Origin of the sequence: Bacillus sp. EKM206B, from assembly GCF_011066015.1 — a bacterium.
Taxonomy (GTDB): domain Bacteria; phylum Bacillota; class Bacilli; order Bacillales; family Bacillaceae; genus Bacillus; species Bacillus velezensis.
Genome location: NZ_JAAMNL010000001.1, coordinates 52,282 through 77,478 on the forward strand (window position 1 = coordinate 52,282; position 25,197 = coordinate 77,478).

Genomic DNA, 25,197 nt, shown 5'->3' on the forward strand with positions numbered 1-25,197 from the left:
TTATTTAGAGGCTTGAATAAATACGCCTTTTTCATGAGAAAATTCTTTAAAGCCGTACACACCGTGATATGAACCGATCCCGCTCGTATTGACACCGCCGAACGGAAGGTTGACGTCAGTGAAATGAACGACGACATCATTGACAGAAGCATTGCCGGATGTCGTATGCTGCAGCACATAATCGATCAGCTCCTGATTATGGCTGAATACATACAAGGCAAGCGGCTTGTCCCGTTCAGTGATGTAATCAACGGCTTCACTGATATCTTCGTAATTCATAATCGGCAGAATCGGTGCGAAGATTTCTTCCTGCATGATCTTCATATCAGGCGTGACGTTTGTCAGCACGGTCGGAGAAATCGTGCGGTCATGCGCATCGAATACGCCGCCGAAGGCCGTTTTCGCCCCTTTTTCAATGGCATCATCATATAGAGCTTTGACACGGTTAAAGTTGCGCTCATTGACAATCTGCGTGAATTTATTGCGGTCAACCGTATGATCATCCTCCATAAAACCTGCATTGACAATGGTTTGCAGGAGATCTGTAAAGGTGTCCTGTACATCTTCCTTCATAAGGAGATAGTCAGGAGCGATACATGTTTGTCCCGCATTGACAAATTTGCCGACGGCGATTTTTTTCGCCGCGTCCATCAAATCATAGTCGCTGTCGATGATCGTCGGGCTTTTTCCGCCAAGCTCAAGCGTGACGGACGACAAGTGCTTCGCTGCTGCCGTCATGACGATTTTACCGACATTCGTGCTTCCGGTGAAGAAAATGTGGTCAAACGGCTGGTCGAGCAGTTCTGTGGCGACATCGACCTCACCTTCAAAAATGGCGACTTCTTCTTCGTGAAATGCCTCGCGAATAACTGTCGCGGCGATATGGCTCGTCTCCATTGTAAAATCGGACAGCTTCACAATCGCGCTGTTGCCGGCCGCAATGGCAGCTGCAAGCGGAGCCATCGTCAGCATAAACGGATAATTCCACGGGCCGAGAATTAAGGTAAGGCCTTTTGGCTCGTACATTAATACGCCGTCAGCGTCGGGACTGACGGATGAGCCGACGCGTTTCGGCGCCATCCAGGTGTCGAGATTGTTCATATTATCTTTTATCGCCTTGATCGTTCCCTGCGTTTCCGCTCTTTTCACCTCATGATAAGGCTTGCGGACGTCCCGTCTGATTGCCTCGATGATTTCTTCTTCATGTGCGGTGACGGCATCTAAAAAGCGCTGAAGCTTTTCTCTGCGCTGCCCGGCTGTTGAAGCACGCAGCGTTTTTTGATTTTTTTTCTGAAGCTCAAAGACGCGTTTGATGTCTGCTTTTATATGCTGATCCATCGGTCTTCCTCCTCTGGTTGCTTTTTTGTTTCTTCAGGGCCTATTATAATGTGATGTGTTTTTGCGGCAAAGACAGCGTAAACACATCTATACGTTACCGTACAAATTGCGGTGATCTGTCTAATGAAAGGAGTGTCTCTTATGCCGGATTCTGTGACAACTGACATCAAACAAGCGCTTTTGGCCATGCTTGGAGAGCGGGATATCCGCCGTGTGACCATGAAGGACATCGCCGAACGGGCGCATGTGAGCCGGGGGACACTGTACCTTTATTACGAAGATAAATATGCGATTTTAGAGGATATAGAGGAAGAAATGAAAGACGGGCTGAGCGAAGCGCTGTATGATTCACTGAAGAATAAAGATGTGCTTCATTTACATGGCGGATGGCAAAAAGTGCATCCGACCCTGTCTTTTGTTGATCGGCATCGGGTGTTTTTTCAAACGATGATGGACCGCAATAAAATGCCCTATTTTCACTTTCATGCTTTTTTAAAAGATGTGTTCCGGCATGATGTGCTGCTGTCACCGGTCAATGCGGATTTCTCACCGACTGAACAGGATATGTACATTCATTACCGCGCTTTATACACGTATGCCATTGTGTTGTACTGGCTGAATGAGGAGCCCGGGGCATCCCCGGAAGCGATCAGCGGACAGGTGTGGGATTTGATTTCTCAAAAACGGTTTTACTGGCTGTTTGGCCGCCGGGTGCCGGAACAAGAAGAAAAAAAGCCCGCCGACCGCCGGGTGACAAGGACGAGGCAGGCCTTGCAAGAAGCCATGATCGGCTTAATGGCAGAAAAAAAAGAGTACGCGGCGATTACGATTTCCGATATTGCCCGTCAAAGCAACCTCCGCCGTGCCACTTTTTATGACCATTACGCCAACAAAGAAGCATTGCTGAAAACGATCATCCATCAATCATGCCGGGATCTGATCGGATTATTGACGGTAAAAGGAGAGCCTGCCGATTGCTCCATGGAAGAAGCGGAAGCCGCGCTCGTCCGTCTCTTTTCGGCACTGTCGGAAGGCCTGCCGCTCGTCCATTTTCTGAGAGAGGGCTCCGGAGTGCCTGACGTCATTCCGGAAATGTTCAGAGCGCTGCAATCGTTTTATCTTCATCAGCCCCTGCACATTCAGGCGGGCAAAAAACTCTATGCATATTATGTCGCGTCCATGCTCGTCGGTCTGATTCAATATCGTCTTCATGAAGGAAAAGACCACGCGCCGGACATGCTGGCCCGGGAGTTTCTGCAGTTTTTGGATGTAAAGAAGTATCGGGTGATTTTGCTGTGAGGATGATGAAAAAGAACTCAGCCGAAAACAGGCCGGGTTCTTTTTTGCTGTTTTCTTCGAGAAGTGCCGATATGAATTGTCCGGCTTTATCCCTTAAAAAAGATACCTTCCATATGACGCCTGATCAGCATTCTGCCGCCAAACATGACAAATGTCATATTCGGGGCATGATGGCTGCTACTACAAAAGCGTCTGGCGCCCCGTTATACTTGGGATCATAATGAAAAAGAAGGGACATGACATTCATGATCAATCACGCCGCAACTCAAAAACAAGCGTCTTTAAAAAAGCAGGTTGCCGCATTTTCCGGCGCCGATACAAAGCATAGTGTCATTCAGCTTTTCAACACGTTTGTGCCGTTTTTTGCCCTTTGGTTTCTTGCTTACTTCAGCCTCAATGTCTCCTATCTTCTGACCCTCGCCTTTACTGTTATAGCAGCGGGATTTTTGACAAGAATCTTTATTATTTTCCACGACTGCTGCCATCAATCCTTTTTCAAACAAAAGAAGCTGAACCGGCTGTTCGGGTTTATTTCAGGTGTGCTGACACTGTTTCCGTTCCTTCAATGGCAGCGCAGCCACTCCATTCATCATGCGACGAGCAGCAACCTAGATAAACGGGGCACCGGCGATATTTGGATGATGACCGTCAAGGAATACAACGAAGCCTCAGCCTGGACAAAAGTACGCTACAGACTTTATCGCAATCCGTTTATTATGTTTATTCTCGGCCCGATTTACGTATTTCTGATTAAAAACCGTTTCAATGTAAAAGGCGCCCGCCGCAAGGAGCGCTGGAACACCTATTTCACGAACGCGGCGATTGTCTTATTGGCTGCTGCGACGTGCCTGCTTGTCGGCTGGGAAAACTTTTTGCTTGTTCAGGGTCCGATTTTCCTTATTTCGGGGTCAATCGGCGTCTGGCTCTTTTATGTTCAGCACACGTTTGAGGATTCTTATTTTGAAGCCGATGAGCATTGGGACTATGTGCAGGCCGCGGTAGAAGGAAGCTCCTTTTACAAGCTTCCGAAGCTTTTGCAATGGCTGACAGGCAATATCGGCTACCATCATGTCCACCACTTAAGCCCGAAAGTGCCGAACTACAAGCTGGAAGCCGCTCATGAGGGGCACGAGCCTTTAAAAAACGTACCGACCATTACGCTTAAAACAAGTCTTGAATCCATGAAATTCCGTCTGTGGGATGAGGACGAAAAGCAATTTGTCACCTTTCGGGAGGCGCGGAAAAAACCGGCGCCCCATCCGGTGCCGAAAGAACCTTTAAAGAAAAATGCCTGATATGGCGCGCGGCTCTTTCTCTTATCAGAAAGGGCCTTCTCTTCATGCGTGAGGATGCAATGAAGGCGGTGTTTTGATAAAGTGATGGTAGACACAAGCAGCAGAAGGTGGAACAAAGATGAAGAAGTATTTTAAATTTCAAAAACTGAACGGGATTTCTCCTTATATATGGACGATTTTTTTCATCTTGCCTTTTTATTTTATTTTTAAAAGCTCTTCTACCTTTGTTATCGTGGCCGGCATCATTTTCACACTTGTTTTCTTTGGCGCATACCGCTTCGCATTTGTTGCAAAAGGCTGGCCGCTTTACTTATGGGCGCTTCTTCTGATCGGCATTTCGACCGGCTCAGTTATGCTGTTCAGCTATATTTACTTCGCCTTCTTTATCGCCTACTTCATCGGCCATATCCGAGACAAAGTTCCTTTTTACATCTTATATTACATTCATATCATCAGTGCGGCGGTTGCCGTCAACTTCAGCCTTGTTCTGAAAAAAGGGTGGTTTTTGACACAAATTCCGTTTATCGTCATTACACTGATCAGTGCCATCCTGCTCCCGCTCAGCATTCGAAGCAGAAAGGCACGGGAGCGCCTTGAGGAGAAATTAGAATATGCAAATGAGCGAATCGCCGATCTTGTGAAGCTGGAAGAAAGGCAGCGCATCGCCCGGGACCTTCACGATACACTTGGACAAAAGCTCTCCTTAATCGGACTGAAAAGCGACCTCGCCCGAAAGCTGATTTACAAGGACCCTGAACAGGCCCGCACTGAGCTGAAAAGCGTGCAGCAGACGGCCCGCACCTCCTTAAATGAGGTCAGAAAAATCGTCTCATCAATGAAAGGCATCCGCTTGAAGGATGAGCTCGGCAATGTTCGGCAAATTCTTGAAGCGGCAGGAATTGAATTTGTGTATGAAGAAAAAGAAGCGCCTAAACATATCTCTTTGCTGAACGAAAACATCGTCAGCATGTGCATTAAAGAAGCCGTCACCAATGTCGTGAAACACAGCGGCGCCAAAGTATGCCGCATCACCATTCAGCAGCTTTGGAAAGAGGTTGTCATTACGGTAGAAGATGACGGCAGCTTTCAATGCAAAGAAGACCGCTTTTTTTCAAAGGGGCACGGCCTGCTTGGAATGAGGGAACGTCTTGAATTCGCAAACGGCAGTTTAGCCATCGATACAGCCGCCGGAACAAAGCTGACCATGAGAATCCCGAATGATTCAAAATCAAAAGAAAAGGATGGTAGCAGATGATCAACATCTTCATTGCCGAGGATCAGCAAATGCTGCTCGGTGCACTCGGTTCGCTGTTGAATTTAGAAGAGGATATGACGGTTGTCGGTAAAGGCACAAGCGGCCAGGATGCCATCGATTTCGTGGAAAAACATGCGCCCGACATCTGTCTGATGGATATCGAAATGCCCGGGAAATCAGGTCTTGAAGCGGCAGAAGAACTCAAGGACAGCGGTGTGAAAATCATCATTTTGACGACCTTTGCCCGCTCCGGCTATTTTCAGCGGGCGCTAAAAGCAGGCGTCAGCGGGTACATGCTCAAGGACAGCCCGAGCGATGAGCTCGTCAGCGCCATCCGCAGCGTCATGAAAGGGAGACGCGTCTATGCACCTGAATTAATGGAGGACATCTATAGTGAAGAAAACCCGCTGACCGAACGGGAAAAAGAGGTGCTCGAGCTTGTCGCGGACGGAAAAAACACGAAAGAAATCGCAAACGCCCTCAGCATCAAAAGCGGCACAGTCCGCAATTACGTTTCGATGATCCTGGATAAATTAGAAGTGAAAAATCGAATTGAAGCCATTACCCGATCAAAGGAAAAGGGCTGGTTTAAGTAACCCGCCCTCAGCTTGTTCAGCCAGTGTTTTTTTTACACTGGCTTTTTTTATTATCTATCGTCACTCCGTCTCTTCCTTCCATTTCTTATCAATCAGCATTTTCCCCGGCCAAGTGTATGCCATGATGCCGCCGTCTGCGGTGATGTCTTCTCCCGTGACGTAAGAGCTGTCGTCTGAAGCGAGGAAGAGTGCGACGGCTGCCATTTCTTCCGGTTTTCCGAGCCGGCCGAGCGGCGTGATCCATTTGTTGGCTTCACGGAACGCCTCGCCCATTTCGTCTTCTGTCGTGCCTGCCAATTTATCAATGAGCGGCGTTTCAATCGTCCCCGGCGATAAGGAATTGACGCGGATTCCGCTTCTGGCGTAATCAATGGCCATCGCTCTCGTCAGGTTCGTGATTCCGCCTTTTGCGGCGTTATAGCCTGAGCGGTCAAGGTCTGCGGCCCGGCCGGACATGGAGGAGGTGTTGATGATGGAGCCTCCTTTTTCGAGCATGAGCGGAATCAGGTATTTGCTGCAAAGAAATGTGCCGCGCAGATCGACGGCGATGATCCGGTCAAACAGGTCGACCGGGTATTCATGGACTTTTCCGCCCTCTTGGTCAACACCGGCATTGTTGAACAGAATGTCAATTGTTTCGTACTTTTGCTGAATGCCGTCCGCAAAAGACTTTACGTTTTCTTCGTCTGATACATCAAGGTGAAAGGCTTCTGCTTCTCCGCCGTTTTTTCTGATGGCGCTGACGGTTTCATTCAGTTCGCTTTCATTGATATCACCGCAGATCACGCGGGCGCCTTCATCGGCGAAAACCCGTGCCGTCGCTTGTCCGATGCCTGTCGCGGCCCCTGTGATGATTGCGGTTTTGTCTGTTAATCTTCCCATATTGCGATTCCTCCTTTTTTATATCTGTTCCCGCTGAATAGGGGGATAAACATACGGAGGTCTGTTTCTAAATACCTATTAAATATGTTAATATTATGTATATACATCATTGGGAGGTTTACATATTTTGAAGATACAGCATAAGAAGGAGATAGCGTTTTATTGTTATGCCATTGTTCCTATGGGATTTGTGATTTACACCGTTATCTCTATTCTATTTCAGGACATCATATTTCCTCTCACTGTAAGAAATGTTCTGCATGAGTCTTTGCGAAACTTGGGATCTCTTATCTTATTTAGTTTGTTTTTCTACCCGTCATACATATGGATGAAGAAGGAATTCGGCCGCCGGAAAGAAGCAGAGAGGAGAGGATGATCAACATTCTCTCTTTTTTATTGATAAAATGGGTGAAATCAATCCATTAACATGTTAAATTTACAATATATGCATCTGCTAATCCTAGTTGACAATTGTCACTGTATATGATAAATAGATGCTGAAAAGATTTTACATAACATCAAAGCATAATTAAAGGAGAGATCTGAAGTGCGGAAAAAAAAGTTTAAAGCAGAATCCAAGCGATTGCTGGACATGATGATTAACTCCATTTACACGCAGAAGGAAATTTTTCTCCGCGAGTTAATTTCCAACGCGAGCGATGCGATTGACAAAATCTATTACAAGGCGTTAACCGATGATTCATTAACGTTTGATCAAGACAATTACTACATAAAAGTGACGGCGGACAAAGAAGCGAGAACGCTCACCGTCACAGACACCGGTATCGGGATGACAAAAGACGAGCTTGAACAGCATCTCGGCACGATTGCGAAAAGCGGTTCACTCGCTTTCAAGCAAGAAAATGACTCGAAAGACGGCCATGACATTATCGGCCAGTTCGGCGTCGGGTTTTATGCGGCATTTATGGTGGCTGATAAAGTCACGGTGAAAAGTAAGGCGCTCGGCAGTGACGAAGCGCATGTATGGGAGTCGGAAGGGGCTGCCGGCTACACGATCGCGCCGTGTGACAAGGAAACCGTCGGTACGGAAATCACCCTGCAAATAAAAGAAAACACAGAAGATGAAAGCTATGATGAGTTTTTAGAAAACTACCGCATCAAAGCGATCGTGAAAAAGTACTCTGATTTTATCCGCTACCCGATCAAAATGGAAGAGACGGTCAACAAGCCGAAAGAGGGCAGCGAGAACGAATTTGAAGAAGTTCAGGAAGAACAGACGGTCAACAGCATGGTGCCGATCTGGAGAAAAAACAAAAGCGAGCTGACGGATGAGGATTACGAGGCTTTTTACGCCGAGAAGCATTACGGTTTTGATAAACCGCTGACCCATGTGCATATCAGCGTCGATGGAGCGGTGCGCTACAATTCGATTTTGTTTATTCCGGAAAACATGCCGTTTGACTATTATACGAAGGAATTCGAAAAAGGATTGGAGCTGTATTCCAACGGCGTGCTGATCATGAACAAATGTGCCGACCTGCTTCCGGACCATTTCAGCTTTGTAAAAGGCATGGTGGATTCTGAGGATCTGTCGCTGAACATTTCCAGAGAGATGCTGCAGCACGACCGCCAGCTGAAGCTGATTGCGAAAAACATCAATAAAAAAATCAAAGCCGAGCTCAAGAGCCTGCTGAAGAACAAAAGAGAAAAATACGAATCTTTCTATGAATCTTTCGGCAGACAGCTGAAATTCGGCGTCTATAATGATTTCGGCGCGAATAAAGACGTATTAAAAGATCTGCTTCTCTTCTATTCATCTAAGGAGAAAAAGCTCGTCACTCTGGACGAATATGTGTCCAGAATGCCTGAGGATCAAAAGTATATCTATTACGCGTCCGGCGATTCATATGAGCGGATTGAAAAGCTGCCGCAAACTGAAATGGTGGCGGACAAAGGCTACGAAATTTTATATTTCACGGAAGATATCGATGAATTCGCGATCAAAATGCTGACAAGCTATGAGGAAAAAGAGTTCAAATCCGTATCCAGCGCCGACTTAGGCATCGACAGTGATGAGGATGAAAAGCAGACTGAAGCCGAAGAAAACGAATATAAAGACCTGTTTGAAAGCATGAAAGAGATTCTTGCGGATAAAGTAAAGAACGTCAGAGCGTCGAAACGTTTAAAATCTCATCCGGTCTGTTTTGCGACAGACGGCGAAGTGACGATCGAAATGGAAAAAGTATTAAACGCCATGCCTGACAGCCAGCAGGTCAAAGCGGAAAAAGTGCTGGAAATCAACCCGAATCACGAAGTGTTTGAGACGTTAAAGAACGCGCACGGACAAGATCGGGAAAAGCTTGCATTATACACAAATCTTCTCTACAATCAGGCGCTTCTGATTGAAGGGCTGCCGATCCATGATCCGGTCGAATTTACGAATGACATTTGCAAAGTTATGGTATGACGCCAAAAAGGAATCGCCCAGCGGGGGCGATTCCTTTTTTTATTACAGTGTGCGCTGTTTAAGAATTTGATTTTGTTTGCTGCGCTTCTTTAAGGAGAACCGTTTTTTCAAGTGCGTTTCGATTTCTTCTAAACTTCTGCCCTTCGTTTCAGGAACGATGTAAGCGGCGAAGAAGAAGGATGAGAGGCAAATGACTGAGAATATTCCGAATACCCAGCCGATGCCCATAGCGCTCAGCATAAGCGGAAATACCAGTGAAACGATCAGGTTGGTTGCCGACAGGATCAATGTCGTAAATCCGGTTGCGGCTCCGCGTGCGTTTGACGGGAACAGCTCCGGCATCAGAACCCATACGACGGGACCCCATGTCGCCTGGTAGAAGACGATATAGATGCCGAGAAACAGCACGGTCAGCCATGCTGTTGAAGCTGACAGGCCGGCCAGAAGGAGAATGGCTGATAGTGACGCCAGGCTCAAGGTAATGCCGACACTTCCCCACATCAGCAGTTTTTTCCGGCCGATCCGGTCAATTAAGATCATGGCGGTGATACACATGATGACGTTTAAGACACCGATGCCCATCGTGCCGAGAACGGACGCCGAAGTGCCGAGTCCGGCCTTTGTAAAGATGGTCGGCGCATAGTAAATCACCGTGTTGATACCGACCGCCTGCTGGAAGATGGCGAGGCCGATCCCGATCAGCAGCATAGGGCGGATCCATTTGGCTTTCAGCAAGCCGAGCGTAGATTCTTTTTTCTCGGCTTCTCCTTGTTTCATTTCCGCCAATTCAACGGCGATATCCTCTTTGTCGTGGGTCATTTCCATGACTTGTCTGGCTTCCTGCTCACGGCCGCGTTTGACGAGCCATCTCGGAGATTCCGGCATAAACGCGATTCCGATTAATAAAAGCGCCGCCGGTACTGCGGCGAGACCGACCATCCAGCGCCAAGCTTCAAACGGGGTGAATATGTAATTCACGATATATGCGAGTAAAATTCCGGTTACAATCATTAAGTTATTCAATGTGCCGAGCGTTCCGCGTATTTTTGTCGGCGCCATCTCAGATAGATAAACGGGAACCAGCGCCGTTGAGCCCCCGACGGCTAACCCGAGAATGACACGGGAGATAATCAGCATAGTGACGGTTTGCGAAGCCGCACAGGCAAGCGCGCCGATAATAAAAATGAGTGAAAGGACGAAAACCACTTTTCTCCGGCCCCATCGGTCAGAGCATGTCCCGCTTAATGCGGACCCGAAAATCGCACCGAGCAGCAGCATGCTGACGACCAATCCCTCGGTCAGCGTGTTTAAAGGAATATCATTGTTAATAAATAACAAAGCCCCTGAAATCACACCGGTATCATAGCCGTAAAGCAGCCCGCCTAATGCTCCGAAAAAGTAAATCAGGTATTTTTTGGTGTTTTTCTTCACAGATGATCCTCCTCATCTTTTGGAACGCATAATAGTTTATTTAGATAACTATTTCATTCCCCGAAGAGAAAAATATAAACATAAAAAAACACGCCCCTTTTAAAAGGCGTGTTTTTTTCTTAGGAAAACAGCTTGTCGATAAACGCGATTTCTTCAGCAGATAGCGTAATGGAGGCTGCTTTCATGTTGTCTTTTAATTGATCCGCGCGTTTGGCGCCTGGAATCAGGATATCGATTTCAGGTCTCGCCAAGTACCAGGCAAGCACGATATGCGCCGTATCGGCATTGTGCTTTTCGGCAATCGGTTTGAGCTGGTTGACTTTTTTGATGTTTTCTTTAAACTGCTCCCCTTGGAAATGCGCCTGATCATTGCGCAGGTCGCCTTCAGGGAAGGTTGTGTTCTCGTCGTATTTGCCGGCCAGCAGTCCGGATACGAGCGGGAAGTACGGAATGAATGAGATGCCGTGTTCTGTCGTATAAGGGAAGAAAGTCTTTTCCGCCTCACGGTTCAGCAGGTTGTATTCTCCTTGAATCACGTCGACTAAGCCGTCTTTATTGGCTTCTTTCAGCTGTTCCAAAGAGAAATTGGATACGCCGATGGAACGGATTTTTCCTTCTTTTTTCAGCTCATTCAACGCTTGAACGGCTTCGTCCTTCGGCGTGTGCTCATCCGGGAAATGGATGTAGAATAAATCGATGTAATCAGTCTGCAGGCGTTTCAGGCTGTCTTCGACCGATTGTTTCAAAAAGGCCGGTGAATTGTCGAAAACAAAGTCATCGCCTTCTTTTCTGTGAGCGGCTTTTGTGGCGATGAAGACATCCTCGCGGTTGCATTCTTTCAGCACCTCGCCGATTAATTCTTCAGAACGGCCCACACCGTAAATATAGGCGGTATCTAACATGGTAACGCCGCTTTTAATCGCTTCCCGGACCAATTCTTTTCCCGTTTCTTCATTCAGATTCGGATAGAGATTGTGTCCGCCGACCGCATTTGTTCCCAAACCGATCGGAAATACTTTTAGGTCAGTTTTGCCGATTGTTACTTTGCTCATGTTTTCGCCCCCTGAAAAAATTGGATATCATAGCGACTGCCGGAAAAATACGGCAGCGTTCTCTATTAACTATAACGCTATGCCAAGTGAATGTCGATTTGATGCTCTTGGCAATACTTCGTATATTCCTCATCCAGCTGCTGAGAAGTGACGATGCTGTGAAGCCGGTCGAAAGGCGCGTATGTCAAAAGCGTGGATTTGCCGAATTTGGAATGATCCGCGAGCAGATACACTTCGTTCGCCTTTTCGGAAATTCTCTTTTTCACCTCGTATTCCAGTAAGTCGGAATTCGTCAGGCCGTGGGTGATCGTTGTCCCGGTAGCGGACATGAACGCCTTGTTAATGTTGTATTTATTGAGTGTGCTCGGATCATCAATGCCGACAAACGACCTTGTCTTCCGTTTGTAGTTATTGCCGATGATGATCAGGTCGATATTTTTCATGGATGAAGCCGCGTTAATAATATCAAGGCTGTTCGTCAAAACCGTTACATTCTTATCGGGATCAAGCGTCTCCAGCATCGATTTGGTCGTCGTGCCGGAATCAATAAACACAAGATCGTGATCCTCGATAAACCGTGACGCATAGCGGGCGATTTTGATTTTTTCATCCTGATGTTGAATGGTGCGGTTCTCAAAAGGGACGAGCACAGATTTTTCGGCTGATGTCACGCCGCCGTACACCTTTTTGATAACCCCTTTTTCCGCAAGCTTATTAATATCGCGTCTGACCGTGTTTTTAGAGACGTTGAATACCTCGCACAACTCATCCAGCGAAGTGGCTCCGTGTTTGAGAATGTATTCTTCCATCTCCTGAATCCGCATCAGTTTCATAAAAAAACTCCTTCTAGAATTCTTAAAGTAATTAAAATATATAATAAACACCAGAAGTTAATCAATAGTTACTTAACAAATGATAAAAAAGAGGGATCATCCCCTCCAATTCGACACGGTTCTCCAAGTTCCTGTTTTCCCGATCAAAAAAAGTATGATAAAAATAATGAAAAAATTTTGATTTTTTAGATTGACTTGAAGATGTGTTGGGCTTACAATGTAACCAAGAAATGACCAAAATATAACCTGTAAAATCAAAAGTGAAAGATGTAACCGTTTGCTTTTTCCGGTACATGACCAACTTTTACATGGGAAGATTGGGAGTCACCATCATTTTAGCATTTGTAAGCGTTTAATTCATGTCTTTTATATGTAAAAGATGAATATATTCATCCGTTATTACCCAGCTGAACAGGATGTTTACTATTTAAGGAGGCAATGAGAATGGCAGAGATCAGAAAACTGAAAAACTACATCAATGGTGAATGGGTTGAAAGTAAGACAGATCAATATGAAGACGTTGTCAATCCGGCTACAAAAGAAGTGATGTGCCAGGTTCCGATTTCTACGCGGGAGGATGTGGAATACGCCGTCCGCTCAGCGTCAGAGGCGTTTCAAACATGGTCAAAGACGGCAGTGCCGCGCCGTGCGAGAATTCTATTTAACTATCAGCAGCTTCTCCAGCAGAACAAAGAAGAGCTTGCCCGTCTGATTACTTTGGAAAACGGTAAAAACACGACGGAGGCACTCGGTGAAGTGGGACGCGGAATTGAAAACGTCGAATTCGCAGCGGGCGCGCCGTCACTCATGATGGGCGATTCACTTGCCTCCATCGCGACGGATGTAGAGGCGGCGAACTACCGCTATCCGATCGGGGTGGTCGGCGGTATCGCACCGTTCAACTTCCCGATGATGGTCCCGTGCTGGATGTTCCCGATGGCAATTTCGTTAGGAAACACGTTCATTCTGAAGCCGTCTGAGCGCACGCCGCTGTTAACGGAAAAACTGGCAGAGCTGTTTGAACAGGCCGGTCTGCCGAAGGGCGTCTTCAATGTCGTGCACGGCGCGCATGACGTCGTAAACGGCGTTCTTGAACATCCGGATATTAAAGCCATCTCATTCGTCGGTTCAAAACCTGTCGGCGAGTATGTTTTCAAAAAAGGCAGCGAACATTTGAAACGCGTGCAGGCGTTAACGGGCGCGAAAAACCATACGATCGTGTTAAATGACGCCCACCTTGAAGATACGGTGACAAACATTATCGGCGCGGCATTCGGTTCGGCAGGAGAGCGCTGCATGGCATGCGCGGTTGTGACGGTTGAAGAGGGAATCGCCGATGAGTTTATGGCGAAATTACAGGAAAAAGCAGCGGACATCAAGATTGGAAACGGACTGGATGACGGCGTGTTCTTAGGCCCGGTCATCCGCGAGGACAACAAAAAACGCACGCACAGCTATATTGAAAAAGGCATCGAAGAAGGAGCGAGACTTCTTTGTGACGGACGTGAAAACGCAACGGAAGACGGCTATTTCGTCGGACCGACGATTTTTGACAACGTGACGACGGATATGACGATCTGGAAAGATGAAATCTTTGCGCCCGTTCTGTCGGTCATCCGCGTGAAAAACTTAAAAGAAGCGGTGGACATCGCCAACCAGTCTGAATTTGCGAACGGCGCGTGTCTGTTCACTTCAAATGCGAACGCGATCCGCTACTTCCGTGAAAATATTGACGCGGGGATGCTCGGCATCAACCTTGGCGTGCCGGCGCCGATGGCATTCTTCCCGTTCTCTGGCTGGAAGTCTTCTTTCTTCGGCACATTGCACGCAAACGGAAAGGACAGCGTCGACTTCTATACACGTAAAAAAGTCGTGACGGCACGATACCCGTCTCCTGACTTCAATTGATCTGACAGCCGGCCCGGACGGCTTTGTGATTCCGTCCGGGTTTTCTTTTACCATCAATTAAGGAGGAATAAACATGAGTCATTTGCTGCGCAAACCGCAGGCCGATGAGATTTCTCAAGGCGTGAACATCATACATGACGTCACTTCAGCCAATTCAGACCTCAAATACGTCGGATTTAAAGTCGTTGACCTCACTCCCGGTTCCGCATATACAGAAGATTTGAAAAAGAAGGAGTGCTGCATCGTTGCGGTAACGGGAAAAATCACCGTCACTGATTATGATCAGACATTTGAAAGCATCGGCACCCGTGAAAGCGTATTTGAAAGAAAACCGACGGACAGCGTTTATGTGTCCAATGACCGCTCTTTTGAAATCACAGCGGTCAGCGGGGCGAGGGTCGCGCTGTGCTATTCTCCGTCCGAACACCAGCTTCCGACAAAGCTGATTAAAGCGGAAGACAACGGTGTGGAACATCGCGGCAAGCTGGCAAACAAACGAACCGTTCATAATATTCTCCCCGATTCAGATCCATCGGCAAACAGCCTTCTCGTTGTTGAAGTTTACACGGACAGCGGCAACTGGTCGAGCTATCCGCCTCATAAACATGACCAAGACAATCTGCCGGCTGAATCCTTTTTAGAAGAAACCTATTACCATGAAACGGACCCGCCGCAGGGTTTTGTCTTCCAGCGTGTGTACACGGACGACCGCTCGATTGACGAGACGATGACCGCAGAAAATGAAAACGTTGTCATCGTGCCGGCGGGCTATCATCCGGTTGGTGTTCCGGACGGGTATACCTCTTACTACCTGAATGTAATGGCGGGACCGACACGAAAATGGAAGTTTCATAATGATCCGGCCCATGAATGGATCCTGGAACGCTAACAAGTGAGGAGTGGCAGATAACGATGAAATATACATTTAATGAAGAAAAAGAGTTTGATATTGTCGCGATCGGACGCGCGTGTATTGATTTGAACGCTGCGGAATACAACCGGCCGATGGAAGAAACGATGACGTTTTCTAAATATGTCGGCGGCTCCCCGGCAAATATTGCGATCGGCAGCGCCAAGCTCGGATTAAAAGCCGGTTTTATCGGCAAAATCCCGGACGATCAGCACGGCAGATTCATCGTTTCTTATATGCAGGGAAAGGGCGTTGATACGTCACAAATGACCGTTGACAGAGAAGGGCGCAAAGCCGGGCTCGCTTTTACGGAAATTCTCAGTCCTGAAGAGTGCAGCATTCTGATGTACCGGGATGACGTGGCGGATTTGTATCTTGAGCCGTCCGAAGTCAATGAAGGCTACATCGCAAACGCGAAAATGCTGCTCGTATCAGGTACGGCGCTTGCGAAAAGCCCGTCGCGCGAAGCCGTCTTAAAAGCGGTGCATATCGCAAAAAAACATGACGTAAAAGTCGTGTTTGAGCTCGACTACCGTCCGTATACATGGCAATCGGCAGAAGAAACAGCCGTGTACTACACGCTGGTGGCGGAACAATCCGATATCGTCATCGGTACGCGTGACGAATTTGACGTAATGGAAAACCGCAGCGGCGGAGATAACGATGAAACCGTCCGCCATTTGTTTGCGCACTCCGCTGACCTTGTCGTCATTAAGCACGGCGTTGACGGATCATACGCATACAGCAGATCGGGAGAAGTTTTCCGGGCGCATGCCTATAAAACAAAGGTGCTGAAGACCTTCGGAGCGGGTGATTCCTATGCGTCAGCCTTCATCTACGGACTTGTCAGCGGCCGGGATATTGAAACGGCTTTAAAATACGGGAGCGCTTCCGCTTCCATCGTCGTCAGCAAACACAGCTCCTCAGAAGCAATGCCGGCTGCCGGTGAAATCATCGAACTGATTGAAGCGCAGCACAGTCTTAACGGTAAATAGAACGTATAAAAGGTGGGATCGTTTGTGGGTAAGACAATTCGCTTAACGACAGCACAAGCGCTGATTCAATTCTTGAACCGGCAGTACATTCATGTTGACGGAAAAGAAGAGCCGTTCGTTGAGGGCATCTTCACGATTTTCGGCCACGGAAATGTGTTGGGGATCGGGCAGGCGCTTGAGCAGGACGCCGGGCACCTGAAAGTCTATCAAGGCAAAAACGAACAAGGCATGGCGCATGCCGCGATGGCATACAGCAAGCAGATGCTGAGAAGAAAAATTTACGCGGTATCGACATCGGTCGGTCCGGGTGCCGCTAACTTGACGGCTGCCGCGGGTACAGCGCTGGCCAATAATATCCCGGTGCTGCTGCTTCCGGCCGATACCTTTGCGACGAGGCAGCCTGACCCGGTGCTTCAGCAGGTGGAGCAGGAATACAGTGCCGCCGTCACAACAAACGATGCGTTAAAGCCCGTGTCCCGCTATTGGGATCGCATCACCCGCCCCGAGCAGCTGATGAGCAGCTTAATCCGGGCGTTTGAAGTGATGACAGATCCGGCAAAAGCGGGCCCGGCGACCATCTGCATTTCTCAGGATGTAGAGGGAGAAGCATTTGATTTTGATGAAAGCTTCTTTAAAAAACGCGTTCATTACATTGACCGGATGCAGCCGAGCGAGCGTGAACTGAAAGGCGCCGCGGAAAGAATTAAGGAGAGCAGCCGTCCCGTCATTTTAGTGGGCGGCGGCGCGAAGTACTCCGGCGCGCGTGAGGAATTAATCGCGCTTTCTGAAACATACGGCATTCCGCTTGTCGAAACGCAGGCCGGCAAGTCAACGGTTGAAGCCGATTTCGCCAACAATCTGGGCGGCATGGGCATCACGGGCACCCTCGCCGCAAACAAAGCCGCCCGCCAGGCTGATCTGATCATCGGTGTCGGCACACGGTACACGGACTTTGCGACATCCTCGAAAACGGCGTTTGATTTTGACAAAGCAAAATTTTTGAATATCAACGTCAGCCGCATGCAGGCTTACAAGCTTGACGCGTTTCAGGTCGTAGCCGATGCGAAAGTGACGCTCGGCAGGCTGCACGGCTTATTAGACGGATATAAAAGTGCATTCGGCACGGCGATTAAAGACTGGAAAGATGAATGGCTGGCTGAACGGGACCGGCTCGGAAAGGTCACTTTTACACGTGACGCGTTCAAACCGGAAATAAAAAACCATTTCTCACAGGACGTGTTAAACGAGTATGCCGACGCGCTCGAGACTGAGCTGCCGCAGACAACGGCGCTGTTGACCATCAATGACACGATTCCTGAAGACAGCGTCGTCATCAGTTCGGCGGGATCTCTTCCGGGGGATCTGCAGCGGCTGTGGCATTCCAATGTCCCGAATACGTACCACCTCGAGTACGGCTATTCCTGCATGGGGTATGAAGTATCAGGCACGCTCGGCCTCAAGCTGGCCCATCCCGACAAAGAAGTCTATTCACTCGTCGGCGACGGAAGCTTTCTGATGCTGCACTCAGAGCTGATTACCGCGCTTCAATATAACAAAAAAATCAATGTCCTGCTTTTTGACAACTCGGGATTCGGCTGTATCAACAACCTGCAGATGGATCACGGGAGCGGCAGTTATTTTTGCGAGTTCCGCACAGTGGACAATCAGATTTTAAACGTTGATTACGCGAAGGTGGCAGAGGGCTACGGCGCTAAAACATACAGAGCCAATACGGTTGAAGAACTGAAAGCGGCGCTTGAAGATGCGAAAACGCAAGACGTATCCACTTTAATTGAAATGAAGGTTCTGCCGAAAACGATGACGGACGGCTATGACAGCTGGTGGCATGTCGGCGTGGCGGAAGTGTCGGAGCAGAAAAGCGTTCAGCGGGCATACGAAGCGAAAGAGACGAAGCTGAAGTCTGCAAAGCAGTACTAGAGGGGAGGCATCACGATGGGCAAACAAGATATTCTGTGGGGCATCGCTCCCATTGGGTGGCGCAATGACGATATGCCGGAAATCGGAGCCGGGAATACGCTGCAGCATTTGTTAAGCGATATTGTTGTCGCCGGCTTTCAAGGTACGGAAGTGGGAGGGTTTTTCCCTAAACCCTCCGTCCTGAATAAGGAGCTGGCTCTCCGGAACTTGCGGATTGCGGGGAAATGGTTCAGCAGCTTTATCATACATGACGGTATTGAAAAAACGGCTGAACAATTTACAGAACACTGTGATTATTTGCAGAAAGTCGGAGCGGATGTCGCCATCGTTTCTGAACAGACGTACAGCGTTCAGGGCTTGGACATTGATGTGTTTAAGGAAAAACCGCACTTCTCAGATGAAGAATGGGATACGCTGTGCCAAGGCTTGAACCGTCTCGGGAAAATCGCTGGCGAATACGGGCTGGACCTCACGTTTCATCATCATCTCGGCACAGGCGTCCAGACGGCGGAAGAAGTTGACCGGCTGATGGATGGAACGGACCCGCGGTATGTCCATTTACTATATGATACCGGCCATGCCTATATCTCGGACGGAGACTATATGACGATTCTCAACAAGCATATGGATCGGATCAGACACGTTCATTTCAAGGACGCGCGGTTTGACATTATGGAGCGGTGCAGACAGGAAGGCAAGTCATTCAGGCAGTCGTTTTTACAGGGCATTTTTACGGTTCCCGGAGACGGATGCATCGATTTTACCGAAGTATACCGAACGCTCGTCCGTCATGATTATTCAGGCTGGATCGTCATCGAAGCCGAACAAGACCCGGCAGTCGCCAATCCGCTTGAGTACGCGCTGATTGCAAGAAAGTACATCGACAGTGAACTGCTTGATCCTGCAAATTAGAGGGGGACTTATATGAATAGTGCCAAGGCGGAATCAGCTTTCAGCAAAAGGACCATCGCCGCAGCATTAGCAAATTACATTGATGCAGGTTCCATCGTGGCAGGATCAGCGGGTTTATCTATGTGGGTCAGCTACTTGAAGCTGTCCGACAGCCAGATCGGATTGCTCGGCGCCTTCAGCGCAAACGCGATATCAGCGGCCATCGGAGCGCTGCTCGGCGGGTATTTGGCTGATAAGGTCGGCCGAAAAGCTGTATACACAAACAGTATGCTCGTCTACGCCTTAGGAATTTGTTTGGTTTTGTTTGGATTCAACTTTCCCATGCTGTTATGCGGATACATGATTATCGGGATTTCTGTAGGCGCGGATATTACAGCTTCATGGACCATTATCGCGGAAAACGCCCCCGAGAAAAACCGGGCGAGGCATTGCGGAGTGGCGCAGGTGGCGTGGGCCGCAGGAGCCGTTGTGGTTCTGCTGTTATCCGTTTTGGTCGGTGACCTCGGGCTTTTAGGAAATAAAATTGTCTTTGCGCATCTATTGGTGATCGCCCTGATCACATATGTGATAAGAAAGCGTTTACCTGAGTCGGATGCCTGGAAAAACAGTGAAGATCGGCCTGCCGCCGTGAAAAAAACATCTTATTTTGACCTGCTTCAGCCGAAATTTTTCAAGAACATTTTGTTTTTAATGGGTGTGTTTCTCGTATGGAATCTCGCCGCGGGCGTCATGGGATTCTTCATGCCGTACATCTACCAGCAGGTCGGCGGCGTATCCGCAAATACGGCCAACATTCTGCAGATGGCCCTGTTTATCTTCACCGGGCTCGGCGTCGCCTGTATCTTCATGCCTTTCGCAGATAAATATCGGAAAACGGTGTTCGGAATCTGCGCATGTATGGCCGTTGTCGGCTGGTCGCTGTTTTTACTGCCGTTTCAGGGACTCCCGATGCTGCTTTTGTTTGTTTTAGCGATCGGCATCAATAACGGAGCCGGCCAGCAGGCGAACTACCAACTGTGGGCAAGCGAGCTGTTCCCGACAGAACACAGAGCGTCAGCACAAGGGCTCATGTTCTTTCTCGTCCGTATTTCAATCGGAATTTGGAGTTTATTTGTGCCGGTCATCATGTCACAATTCGGCATCGGTTTTATGGCCGGTATTCTGCTCATATGTGTGACGGCCAGTATGATCATCGGGCTTGTCTTCGCTCCGAATACGTCCGGCAAGTCGCTTGAACAGATACAGGAGGAACTGTACGGTGCTCCTCAGGACGGCAGCGAGAAAAGAAAGACGAGAACCATTATTTGATTATCAGAAGGAGTGGCGATCAATGAATTTACGTATAGGTGTTATCGGAACCGGTGCTATCGGAAAAGAGCACATCAACCGCATCACAAATAAGCTGTCCGGAGCGGAAATTACCGCTGTCACAGATGTGAATCAGGAGGCCGCGCAGCAGACCGTTCAGGATTTCAATTTGAACGCCTCCGTTTATCCTGATGACGACAGCCTCCTCGCTGCTGAAAACGTGGATGCCGTCTTAGTGACAAGCTGGGGACCGGCTCACGAGTCCAGCGTTTTGAAAGCGATTCAGCACGGCAAGCACGTGTTTTGTGAAAAGCCGCTTGCGACAACGGCAGAAGGCTGTATGCGCATTGTCGAGGAAGAAATGAAGACGGGAAAACGATTGGTGCAGGTAGGTTTCATGCGCAGGTATGACAGCGGTTACGTTCAGCTGAAAGAAGCGATTGACAACCGCGTGGTCGGCGAGCCGCTGATGATTCACTGTGCGCACCGCAACCCGACAGTCGCATCCAATTATTCAACGGACATGGCCGTCGTCGATACGCTCGTTCATGAAATTGATGTCCTCCACTGGCTCGTCAATGACGACTATGAATCCGTACAGGTGATCTATCCGAAGAAATCAAAAAATGCGCTGCCGCATCTGAAAGATCCGCAGATGGTCATCATCGAAACAAAAGGCGGCATCGTCATCAATGCCGAAATCTACGTGAACTGTAAATACGGCTATGACATTCAATGTGAGATCGTCGGGGAAGACGGCGTTATCAAGCTCCCGGAACCATCAAGCATCAGCTTGAGAAAAGAAGGGAAATTCAGCACCGATATCCTGATGGACTGGCAGCGCCGATTTGTGGCTGCGTATGATGTGGAAATTCAAGACTTCATTGATTCGATCCGTAATAAAGGCGAAGTCAGCGGTCCGACGGCATGGGACGGTTATATTGCCGCGGTGACAACTGATGCGTGCGTAAAAGCTCAGGAATCCGGGCAGAAAGAGCCTGTGGCGCTGCAAGAGAAACCGGCATTCTACCAATCATTTACGACTGTGAACAAATAATAGATCGGGAGTGAAAGAAATGAAACTGGCCTTAGATCCATCCATGTACCGCGATGATTTAACGTTAGAAGAAATGGTCTATAAAACGGCGGAGCTCGGATACGAATATATCGAACTGTCCCCGCGCGAGGATTTTTGTCCTTTCTACAAATATCCGAAAGTCGATTCAGCAAAAATCAAACAATTGAAGCGCCTTTTAAAGGATACAGGTGTGAAGCTGTCCTCTCTTCTTCCGCTTTACCACTGGGCGGGTCCTGATGAAGACCGCCGACAGGCCGCCGTGCGCAACTGGAAACGGGCGATCGAAATTGCGGTTGAACTTGAAGTGGATTTGATGAACAGTGAATTCAGCGGTTCAAAATATGATCCTTTGACAAGTGAAGAAAAATTCATCAAATCCATGGATGAACTGCTGCCCGTCTTTGAAAAAGAAGGCGTTAAACTCAATCTGCAGGCTCATCCATACGATTTTATCGAAACGCACAAAGGTGCGATGGATATGATCCGCGCGCTTGACAAGGATTGGATCAATCTTGTCTACTCGACTGCGCATACGTTCTTCTATGATGACGGAAAAGGCGATATTGCGACCATGTTTGATGAAGCCGGCGACCGCCTCACACATGTTTTATTTGCAGATACTTTTAATCATAAAGCGGCGCATGGCCTGCGCTACATCGTCAACCCGCCTGACGCGAAAGTAACGGTTCACCAGCATTTGGACATCGGGCAAGGCGAGGTTGATTTTGAGACGATTTTCAGAAAGATGAGAGAGATGAAATTCGACGGAATTGCGACGAACGCTGTTTTTGCTTGGGTCGGTGAAAGAGCGGATGAATCAAGCCGAACCACGCTTAAGAAATTAAAGGAAGAATTAGGTATGGCATAAGCTGAGTATGGAGTTCGGCGGAGCGGGGCAAACAAGCCCTCCTGCCGGACTCCCTTCATATCGAAAACGCGGATGGGAGAGGCTGACATGAAACTTTGCTTTAATGAAGCGACTACGCTGGAGAATTCAAACCTGAAACAGGATTTAGAACTGTGCGAAAAGCACGGCTATGATTATATTGAAATCCGCACAATGGATAAGCTGCCGGAATACTTAAAAGACCATTCACTGGCCGATCTGGCGGAATATTTTCGAACCCATCACATTAAACCGCTTGCCCTGAACGCACTGGTTTTCTTCAACAACCGTGATGAGAAGGGCTATAGGGAGATCATTTCGGAATTCAAAAGCATGATGGAAACCTGCAGGACGCTCGGCGTGAAATATGTAGTGGCCGTGCCGCTTGTGACAGAGCGGAAAATCTTGAAAGAAGAGATCAAAAAGAGCAGCATAGAGGTGCTGACTGAGCTTTCGGACATCGCGGAGCCGTACGGCGTAAACATTGCCCTTGAATTTGTCGGCCACCCGCAATGCACGGTCAATACATTTGAACAGGCGTATGACATCGTGAACGCTGTCGGCCGCGATAATGTCGGACTGGTGTTTGACAGCTTCCATTTCCACGCGATGGGCTCCAATATTGAGAGCTTGAAGCAGGCGGACGGAAAGAAAATTTTCATCTATCATATCGACGATACAGAAGACTTTCCGATCGGCTTTTTAACAGATGAAGACCGCGTCTGGCCTGGACAGGGTGCGATTGACTTAGACGCCCATCTGTCAGCGTTAAAAGAAATCGGATTCAATGATGTTGTCTCCGTAGAGCTGTTCAGACCTGAATATTATAAGCTGACTGCGGAGGAAACGATCAAAACGGCAAAGGAAACAACGGAAGCCGTCGTATCAAAATACTTCATGAAGGAGGCGTGAACATGGCTTTTGTCACCATGAAACATCTTCTTGCAGAAGCGAAACGGGAGCATTATGCAGTCGGCCAATTTAATATCAACGGCCTCCAATGGACGAAGGCGATTCTGCAAGCGGCGCAAAAGGAGCAATCGCCGGTCATCGCCGCGGCTTCCGATCGTCTGGTCGACTATTTAGGCGGATTTAAAACGATTTCCGCCATGGTCGGCGCGTTAATGGAAGAAATGGCGATTACCGTTCCCGTCGTGCTCCATCTTGATCACGGAAGCAGTGCGGAACGCTGCAGACAGGCCATTGACGCCGGATTCAGCTCAGTGATGATTGACGGCTCCCATCATCCGATTGATGAGAACATCGCGATGACAAAAGAAGTCGCCGATTATGCCGCTAAGCACGGCGTCTCAGTAGAAGCAGAAGTCGGCACGGTCGGCGGCATGGAAGACGGGCTGGTCGGCGGGGTCCGCTATGCCGATGTCGCTGAATGTGAGCGGATCGTCAAAGAAACCAATATCGACGCGCTGGCCGCCGCCCTCGGCTCCGTCCACGGCAAATATCAAGGTGAACCGAATCTCGGATTTAAAGAAATGGAGGCTATCTCCCGCATGACTGATATTCCTCTCGTTCTTCACGGAGCATCCGGGATTCCGCAGGAACAGATCAAAAAAGCCATCACGCTCGGCCACGCGAAAATCAATATCAACACGGAATGTATGGTCGCCTGGACAGAAGAAACACGCCGCATGTTTCAGGAAAACGGAGATCTGTACGAACCGCGCGGCTACATGACACCCGGCATTGAAGCCGTGGAAGAGACAGTGCGAAGCAAAATGAGAGAGTTCGGATCAGCCGGTAAAGCTGTAAAACAGCAGGTCGGCTGATGAAAAGCACTCACAACATCGTGAGTGCTTTCGTCTTTCCGTTTATGTCCTTCTCGCGTTTCACCAAAGTATCACAATCAAATCAACCTGTTCATCTTTACAGGCTCTTTCAATCCAAGCGATTTGTTACAGCTTGCCCCCCTCGTTTACTATAGTTATGAAAACTAGAATTCGTTATTATCCTTTTCTTTATCGATGACGTCGGTAACTTTCTTTTTTTTTTTTTTTTGTTAAAATAATCCATAAGTCATGTATCTTTGTCTTTCGCAGTGATTTCATTATTACCTTGTCTCGAATTCTCATAAGTACCGCATATACCCTACGTAAGGTCTCGTTTAGTAAAATTTCTTATTCCGTAAACCAGGAGACCGAGACATGTTATTGCCATAATTGAGTAAAATAGGAAGTTTGATTGAATCGGTGATTCATCTTCGGGTGACATTGCTAACATAGGCTGTGTCCATGGATATACTTGACCTAATGGTGTACTGGCAATAATAATGGCCGGTAATGTAAAAACAATGCTAACAGCGAGTGGTATGCCAAATGTTTTAGACCTAATTGAAACAATAAGCTGCAATAAAATTAATGGTAAACAAGCTAAGATCCCTCTAATTCCATAACCTAGAATTGAAAGTAAAGGAAGACTCCCGCTTATGCCTAACATATAACCGAATCCAATAAATAAGAGGATTAAAATGAACATACTAATGAATATCATGCGGACCACTGTTAGAAACTTTCCCAGAAAGATATCTGAGTGTTTGACTGGTAAGGCTAGAAGTTGTTTCCAACCGCCTCCTACATGTTCGCCCCTGCAAACAAGGGCGGCGAAAATTCCCACTACGATAGGCAATACAAAAGGGCCCATAAATAAGGCAACTTGTGTCCAAGCCTCTACCCAGGGATTGTCTCCAGGATTCATAAAAAGGTTATAGTTTTTAATAAAGTTCGTGTATGCCAGGGATACACCTAACAAAGGCCCTAATAAATAGATGATCCATAACTTTGATCGCTTAAGCTTTAAACGTTCTACAAATAAAATGTTTTTCAAGTATTTCGCCTC

22 protein-coding genes are annotated in these 25,197 nt (G+C 48.0%); 16 read left to right on the forward strand and 6 right to left on the reverse strand.

Features of this window, described 5'->3' with window-relative positions; genetic code table 11:
* Entirely contained in the window at window positions 1–1,338 is a 1,338-nt protein-coding gene (locus G9F50_RS00245; protein WP_060562318.1) for an aldehyde dehydrogenase family protein, read from the reverse strand.
* Window positions 1,339–1,479: 141 nt separating this feature from the next.
* Here G9F50_RS00245 and G9F50_RS00250 point away from each other — a divergent pair, with 141 nt between their 5' ends.
* The 4 genes from G9F50_RS00250 to G9F50_RS00265 all read left to right on the forward strand — a co-directional run bounded on the left by G9F50_RS00250 (window position 1,480) and on the right by G9F50_RS00265 (window position 5,783).
* Window positions 1,480–2,637 carry a TetR/AcrR family transcriptional regulator gene (locus tag G9F50_RS00250; RefSeq protein WP_060562319.1) on the forward strand — a complete coding sequence of 386 codons (1,158 nt, stop codon included), beginning with the start codon at window positions 1,480–1,482 and terminating at the stop codon, window positions 2,635–2,637.
* 245 nt (window positions 2,638–2,882) lie between these two features.
* Complete coding sequence (desA, locus tag G9F50_RS00255; protein WP_033574427.1) at window positions 2,883–3,932, forward strand: Delta(5) desaturase DesA; 1,050 nt, start codon at window positions 2,883–2,885, stop codon at window positions 3,930–3,932.
* A gap of 118 nt (window positions 3,933–4,050) precedes the next feature.
* Window positions 4,051–5,187 carry a sensor histidine kinase gene (locus G9F50_RS00260; RefSeq protein ID WP_060562320.1) on the forward strand — a complete coding sequence of 379 codons (1,137 nt, stop codon included), beginning with the start codon at window positions 4,051–4,053 and terminating at the stop codon, window positions 5,185–5,187.
* Entirely contained in the window at window positions 5,184–5,783 is a 600-nt protein-coding gene (locus G9F50_RS00265) for a response regulator transcription factor (RefSeq protein WP_007407848.1), read from the forward strand. Before G9F50_RS00260 ends, G9F50_RS00265 begins: the two co-directional genes overlap by 4 nt.
* A gap of 60 nt (window positions 5,784–5,843) precedes the next feature.
* Here the strand turns inward: G9F50_RS00265 and G9F50_RS00270 are convergent, their stop codons facing one another.
* Entirely contained in the window at window positions 5,844–6,665 is an 822-nt protein-coding gene (locus tag G9F50_RS00270; RefSeq protein WP_060562321.1) for an SDR family oxidoreductase, read from the reverse strand.
* 127 nt (window positions 6,666–6,792) lie between these two features.
* Between G9F50_RS00270 and G9F50_RS20495 the strand changes: the two genes are divergently transcribed.
* Window positions 6,793–7,041, forward strand: coding sequence for a hypothetical protein (locus G9F50_RS20495; protein WP_007614882.1), 249 nt, complete (start codon window positions 6,793–6,795; stop codon window positions 7,039–7,041).
* 171 nt (window positions 7,042–7,212) lie between these two features.
* Window positions 7,213–9,093, forward strand: coding sequence for a molecular chaperone HtpG (gene htpG / locus G9F50_RS00280; RefSeq protein WP_053573885.1), 1,881 nt, complete (start codon window positions 7,213–7,215; stop codon window positions 9,091–9,093).
* A 42-nt stretch (window positions 9,094–9,135) separates the two neighbouring features.
* Here htpG and G9F50_RS00285 read toward each other — a convergent pair whose 3' ends face one another.
* The 3 genes from G9F50_RS00285 to G9F50_RS00295 form a co-directional block, all read right to left on the reverse strand.
* Window positions 9,136–10,524 carry a sugar porter family MFS transporter gene (locus tag G9F50_RS00285; protein ID WP_007407844.1) on the reverse strand — a complete coding sequence of 463 codons (1,389 nt, stop codon included), beginning with the start codon at window positions 10,522–10,524 and terminating at the stop codon, window positions 9,136–9,138.
* Between the two features lie 119 nt (window positions 10,525–10,643).
* Window positions 10,644–11,576 carry an aldo/keto reductase gene (locus G9F50_RS00290; protein WP_007407843.1) on the reverse strand — a complete coding sequence of 311 codons (933 nt, stop codon included), beginning with the start codon at window positions 11,574–11,576 and terminating at the stop codon, window positions 10,644–10,646.
* Window positions 11,577–11,653: 77 nt separating this feature from the next.
* A complete protein-coding gene (locus G9F50_RS00295; RefSeq protein WP_007614879.1) occupies window positions 11,654–12,409 on the reverse strand; it encodes a DeoR/GlpR family DNA-binding transcription regulator in 756 nt (251 codons plus the stop codon).
* A gap of 444 nt (window positions 12,410–12,853) precedes the next feature.
* Between G9F50_RS00295 and iolA the strand changes: the two genes are divergently transcribed.
* The 10 genes from iolA (at window position 12,854) to fba (ending at window position 24,131) form a co-directional block, all read left to right on the forward strand.
* On the forward strand, window positions 12,854–14,317 hold the full coding sequence (gene iolA / locus G9F50_RS00300) for a methylmalonate-semialdehyde dehydrogenase (RefSeq protein ID WP_014419295.1): 1,464 nt from the start codon (window positions 12,854–12,856) through the stop codon (window positions 14,315–14,317).
* 73 nt (window positions 14,318–14,390) lie between these two features.
* On the forward strand, window positions 14,391–15,206 hold the full coding sequence (gene iolB / locus G9F50_RS00305) for a 5-deoxy-glucuronate isomerase (protein ID WP_060562322.1): 816 nt from the start codon (window positions 14,391–14,393) through the stop codon (window positions 15,204–15,206).
* A 23-nt stretch (window positions 15,207–15,229) separates the two neighbouring features.
* Entirely contained in the window at window positions 15,230–16,222 is a 993-nt protein-coding gene (gene iolC, locus G9F50_RS00310; protein ID WP_017418539.1) for a 5-dehydro-2-deoxygluconokinase, read from the forward strand.
* A 24-nt stretch (window positions 16,223–16,246) separates the two neighbouring features.
* Complete coding sequence (iolD, locus tag G9F50_RS00315) at window positions 16,247–18,160, forward strand: 3D-(3,5/4)-trihydroxycyclohexane-1,2-dione acylhydrolase (decyclizing) (protein WP_060562323.1); 1,914 nt, start codon at window positions 16,247–16,249, stop codon at window positions 18,158–18,160.
* A 15-nt stretch (window positions 18,161–18,175) separates the two neighbouring features.
* The gene (gene iolE / locus G9F50_RS00320; protein ID WP_060562324.1) at window positions 18,176–19,072 is read left to right on the forward strand and encodes a myo-inosose-2 dehydratase; all 897 of its coding nucleotides are present in this window, start codon (window positions 18,176–18,178) and stop codon (window positions 19,070–19,072) included.
* A gap of 12 nt (window positions 19,073–19,084) precedes the next feature.
* Complete coding sequence (locus G9F50_RS00325) at window positions 19,085–20,380, forward strand: MFS transporter (protein ID WP_060562325.1); 1,296 nt, start codon at window positions 19,085–19,087, stop codon at window positions 20,378–20,380.
* A 22-nt stretch (window positions 20,381–20,402) separates the two neighbouring features.
* Window positions 20,403–21,437 (forward strand): bifunctional inositol 2-dehydrogenase/D-chiro-inositol 1-dehydrogenase, encoded by a 1,035-nt coding sequence (gene iolG / locus G9F50_RS00330; protein ID WP_020958069.1) that lies wholly within the window; start codon window positions 20,403–20,405, stop codon window positions 21,435–21,437.
* 19 nt (window positions 21,438–21,456) lie between these two features.
* Window positions 21,457–22,326: a sugar phosphate isomerase/epimerase family protein gene (locus G9F50_RS00335; protein ID WP_007407833.1), complete on the forward strand. Its 870-nt coding sequence runs from the start codon at window positions 21,457–21,459 to the stop codon at window positions 22,324–22,326.
* Window positions 22,327–22,413: 87 nt separating this feature from the next.
* A complete protein-coding gene (iolI, locus tag G9F50_RS00340; RefSeq protein WP_007407832.1) occupies window positions 22,414–23,256 on the forward strand; it encodes a 2-keto-myo-inositol isomerase in 843 nt (280 codons plus the stop codon).
* Between the two features lie 2 nt (window positions 23,257–23,258).
* Window positions 23,259–24,131, forward strand: coding sequence for a class II fructose-1,6-bisphosphate aldolase (fba, locus tag G9F50_RS00345; RefSeq protein ID WP_047936327.1), 873 nt, complete (start codon window positions 23,259–23,261; stop codon window positions 24,129–24,131).
* Between the two features lie 319 nt (window positions 24,132–24,450).
* Here fba and G9F50_RS00350 read toward each other — a convergent pair whose 3' ends face one another.
* Complete coding sequence (locus G9F50_RS00350) at window positions 24,451–25,185, reverse strand: ABC transporter permease (RefSeq protein WP_232515847.1); 735 nt, start codon at window positions 25,183–25,185, stop codon at window positions 24,451–24,453.
* Window positions 25,186–25,197 lie beyond the last annotated feature (12 nt).

Bases quoted from the DNA above. Each gene is read 5' to 3' on its own strand.
- G9F50_RS00245 (WP_060562318.1), bottom strand. From the start codon at position 1,338: ATGGATCAGCATATAAAAGCAGACATCAAACGCGTCTTTGAGCTTCAG.
- G9F50_RS00250 (WP_060562319.1), top strand. From the start codon at position 1,480: ATGCCGGATTCTGTGACAACTGACATCAAACAAGCGCTTTTGGCCATG.
- desA (WP_033574427.1), top strand. From the start codon at position 2,883: ATGATCAATCACGCCGCAACTCAAAAACAAGCGTCTTTAAAAAAGCAG.
- G9F50_RS00260 (WP_060562320.1), top strand. From the start codon at position 4,051: ATGAAGAAGTATTTTAAATTTCAAAAACTGAACGGGATTTCTCCTTAT.
- G9F50_RS00265 (WP_007407848.1), top strand. From the start codon at position 5,184: ATGATCAACATCTTCATTGCCGAGGATCAGCAAATGCTGCTCGGTGCA.
- G9F50_RS00270 (WP_060562321.1), bottom strand. From the start codon at position 6,665: ATGGGAAGATTAACAGACAAAACCGCAATCATCACAGGGGCCGCGACA.
- G9F50_RS00290 (WP_007407843.1), bottom strand. From the start codon at position 11,576: ATGAGCAAAGTAACAATCGGCAAAACTGACCTAAAAGTATTTCCGATC.
- G9F50_RS00295 (WP_007614879.1), bottom strand. From the start codon at position 12,409: ATGAAACTGATGCGGATTCAGGAGATGGAAGAATACATTCTCAAACAC.
- iolA (WP_014419295.1), top strand. From the start codon at position 12,854: ATGGCAGAGATCAGAAAACTGAAAAACTACATCAATGGTGAATGGGTT.
- iolB (WP_060562322.1), top strand. From the start codon at position 14,391: ATGAGTCATTTGCTGCGCAAACCGCAGGCCGATGAGATTTCTCAAGGC.
- iolC (WP_017418539.1), top strand. From the start codon at position 15,230: ATGAAATATACATTTAATGAAGAAAAAGAGTTTGATATTGTCGCGATC.
- iolE (WP_060562324.1), top strand. From the start codon at position 18,176: ATGGGCAAACAAGATATTCTGTGGGGCATCGCTCCCATTGGGTGGCGC.
- G9F50_RS00325 (WP_060562325.1), top strand. From the start codon at position 19,085: ATGAATAGTGCCAAGGCGGAATCAGCTTTCAGCAAAAGGACCATCGCC.
- iolG (WP_020958069.1), top strand. From the start codon at position 20,403: ATGAATTTACGTATAGGTGTTATCGGAACCGGTGCTATCGGAAAAGAG.
- G9F50_RS00335 (WP_007407833.1), top strand. From the start codon at position 21,457: ATGAAACTGGCCTTAGATCCATCCATGTACCGCGATGATTTAACGTTA.
- iolI (WP_007407832.1), top strand. From the start codon at position 22,414: ATGAAACTTTGCTTTAATGAAGCGACTACGCTGGAGAATTCAAACCTG.
- fba (WP_047936327.1), top strand. From the start codon at position 23,259: ATGGCTTTTGTCACCATGAAACATCTTCTTGCAGAAGCGAAACGGGAG.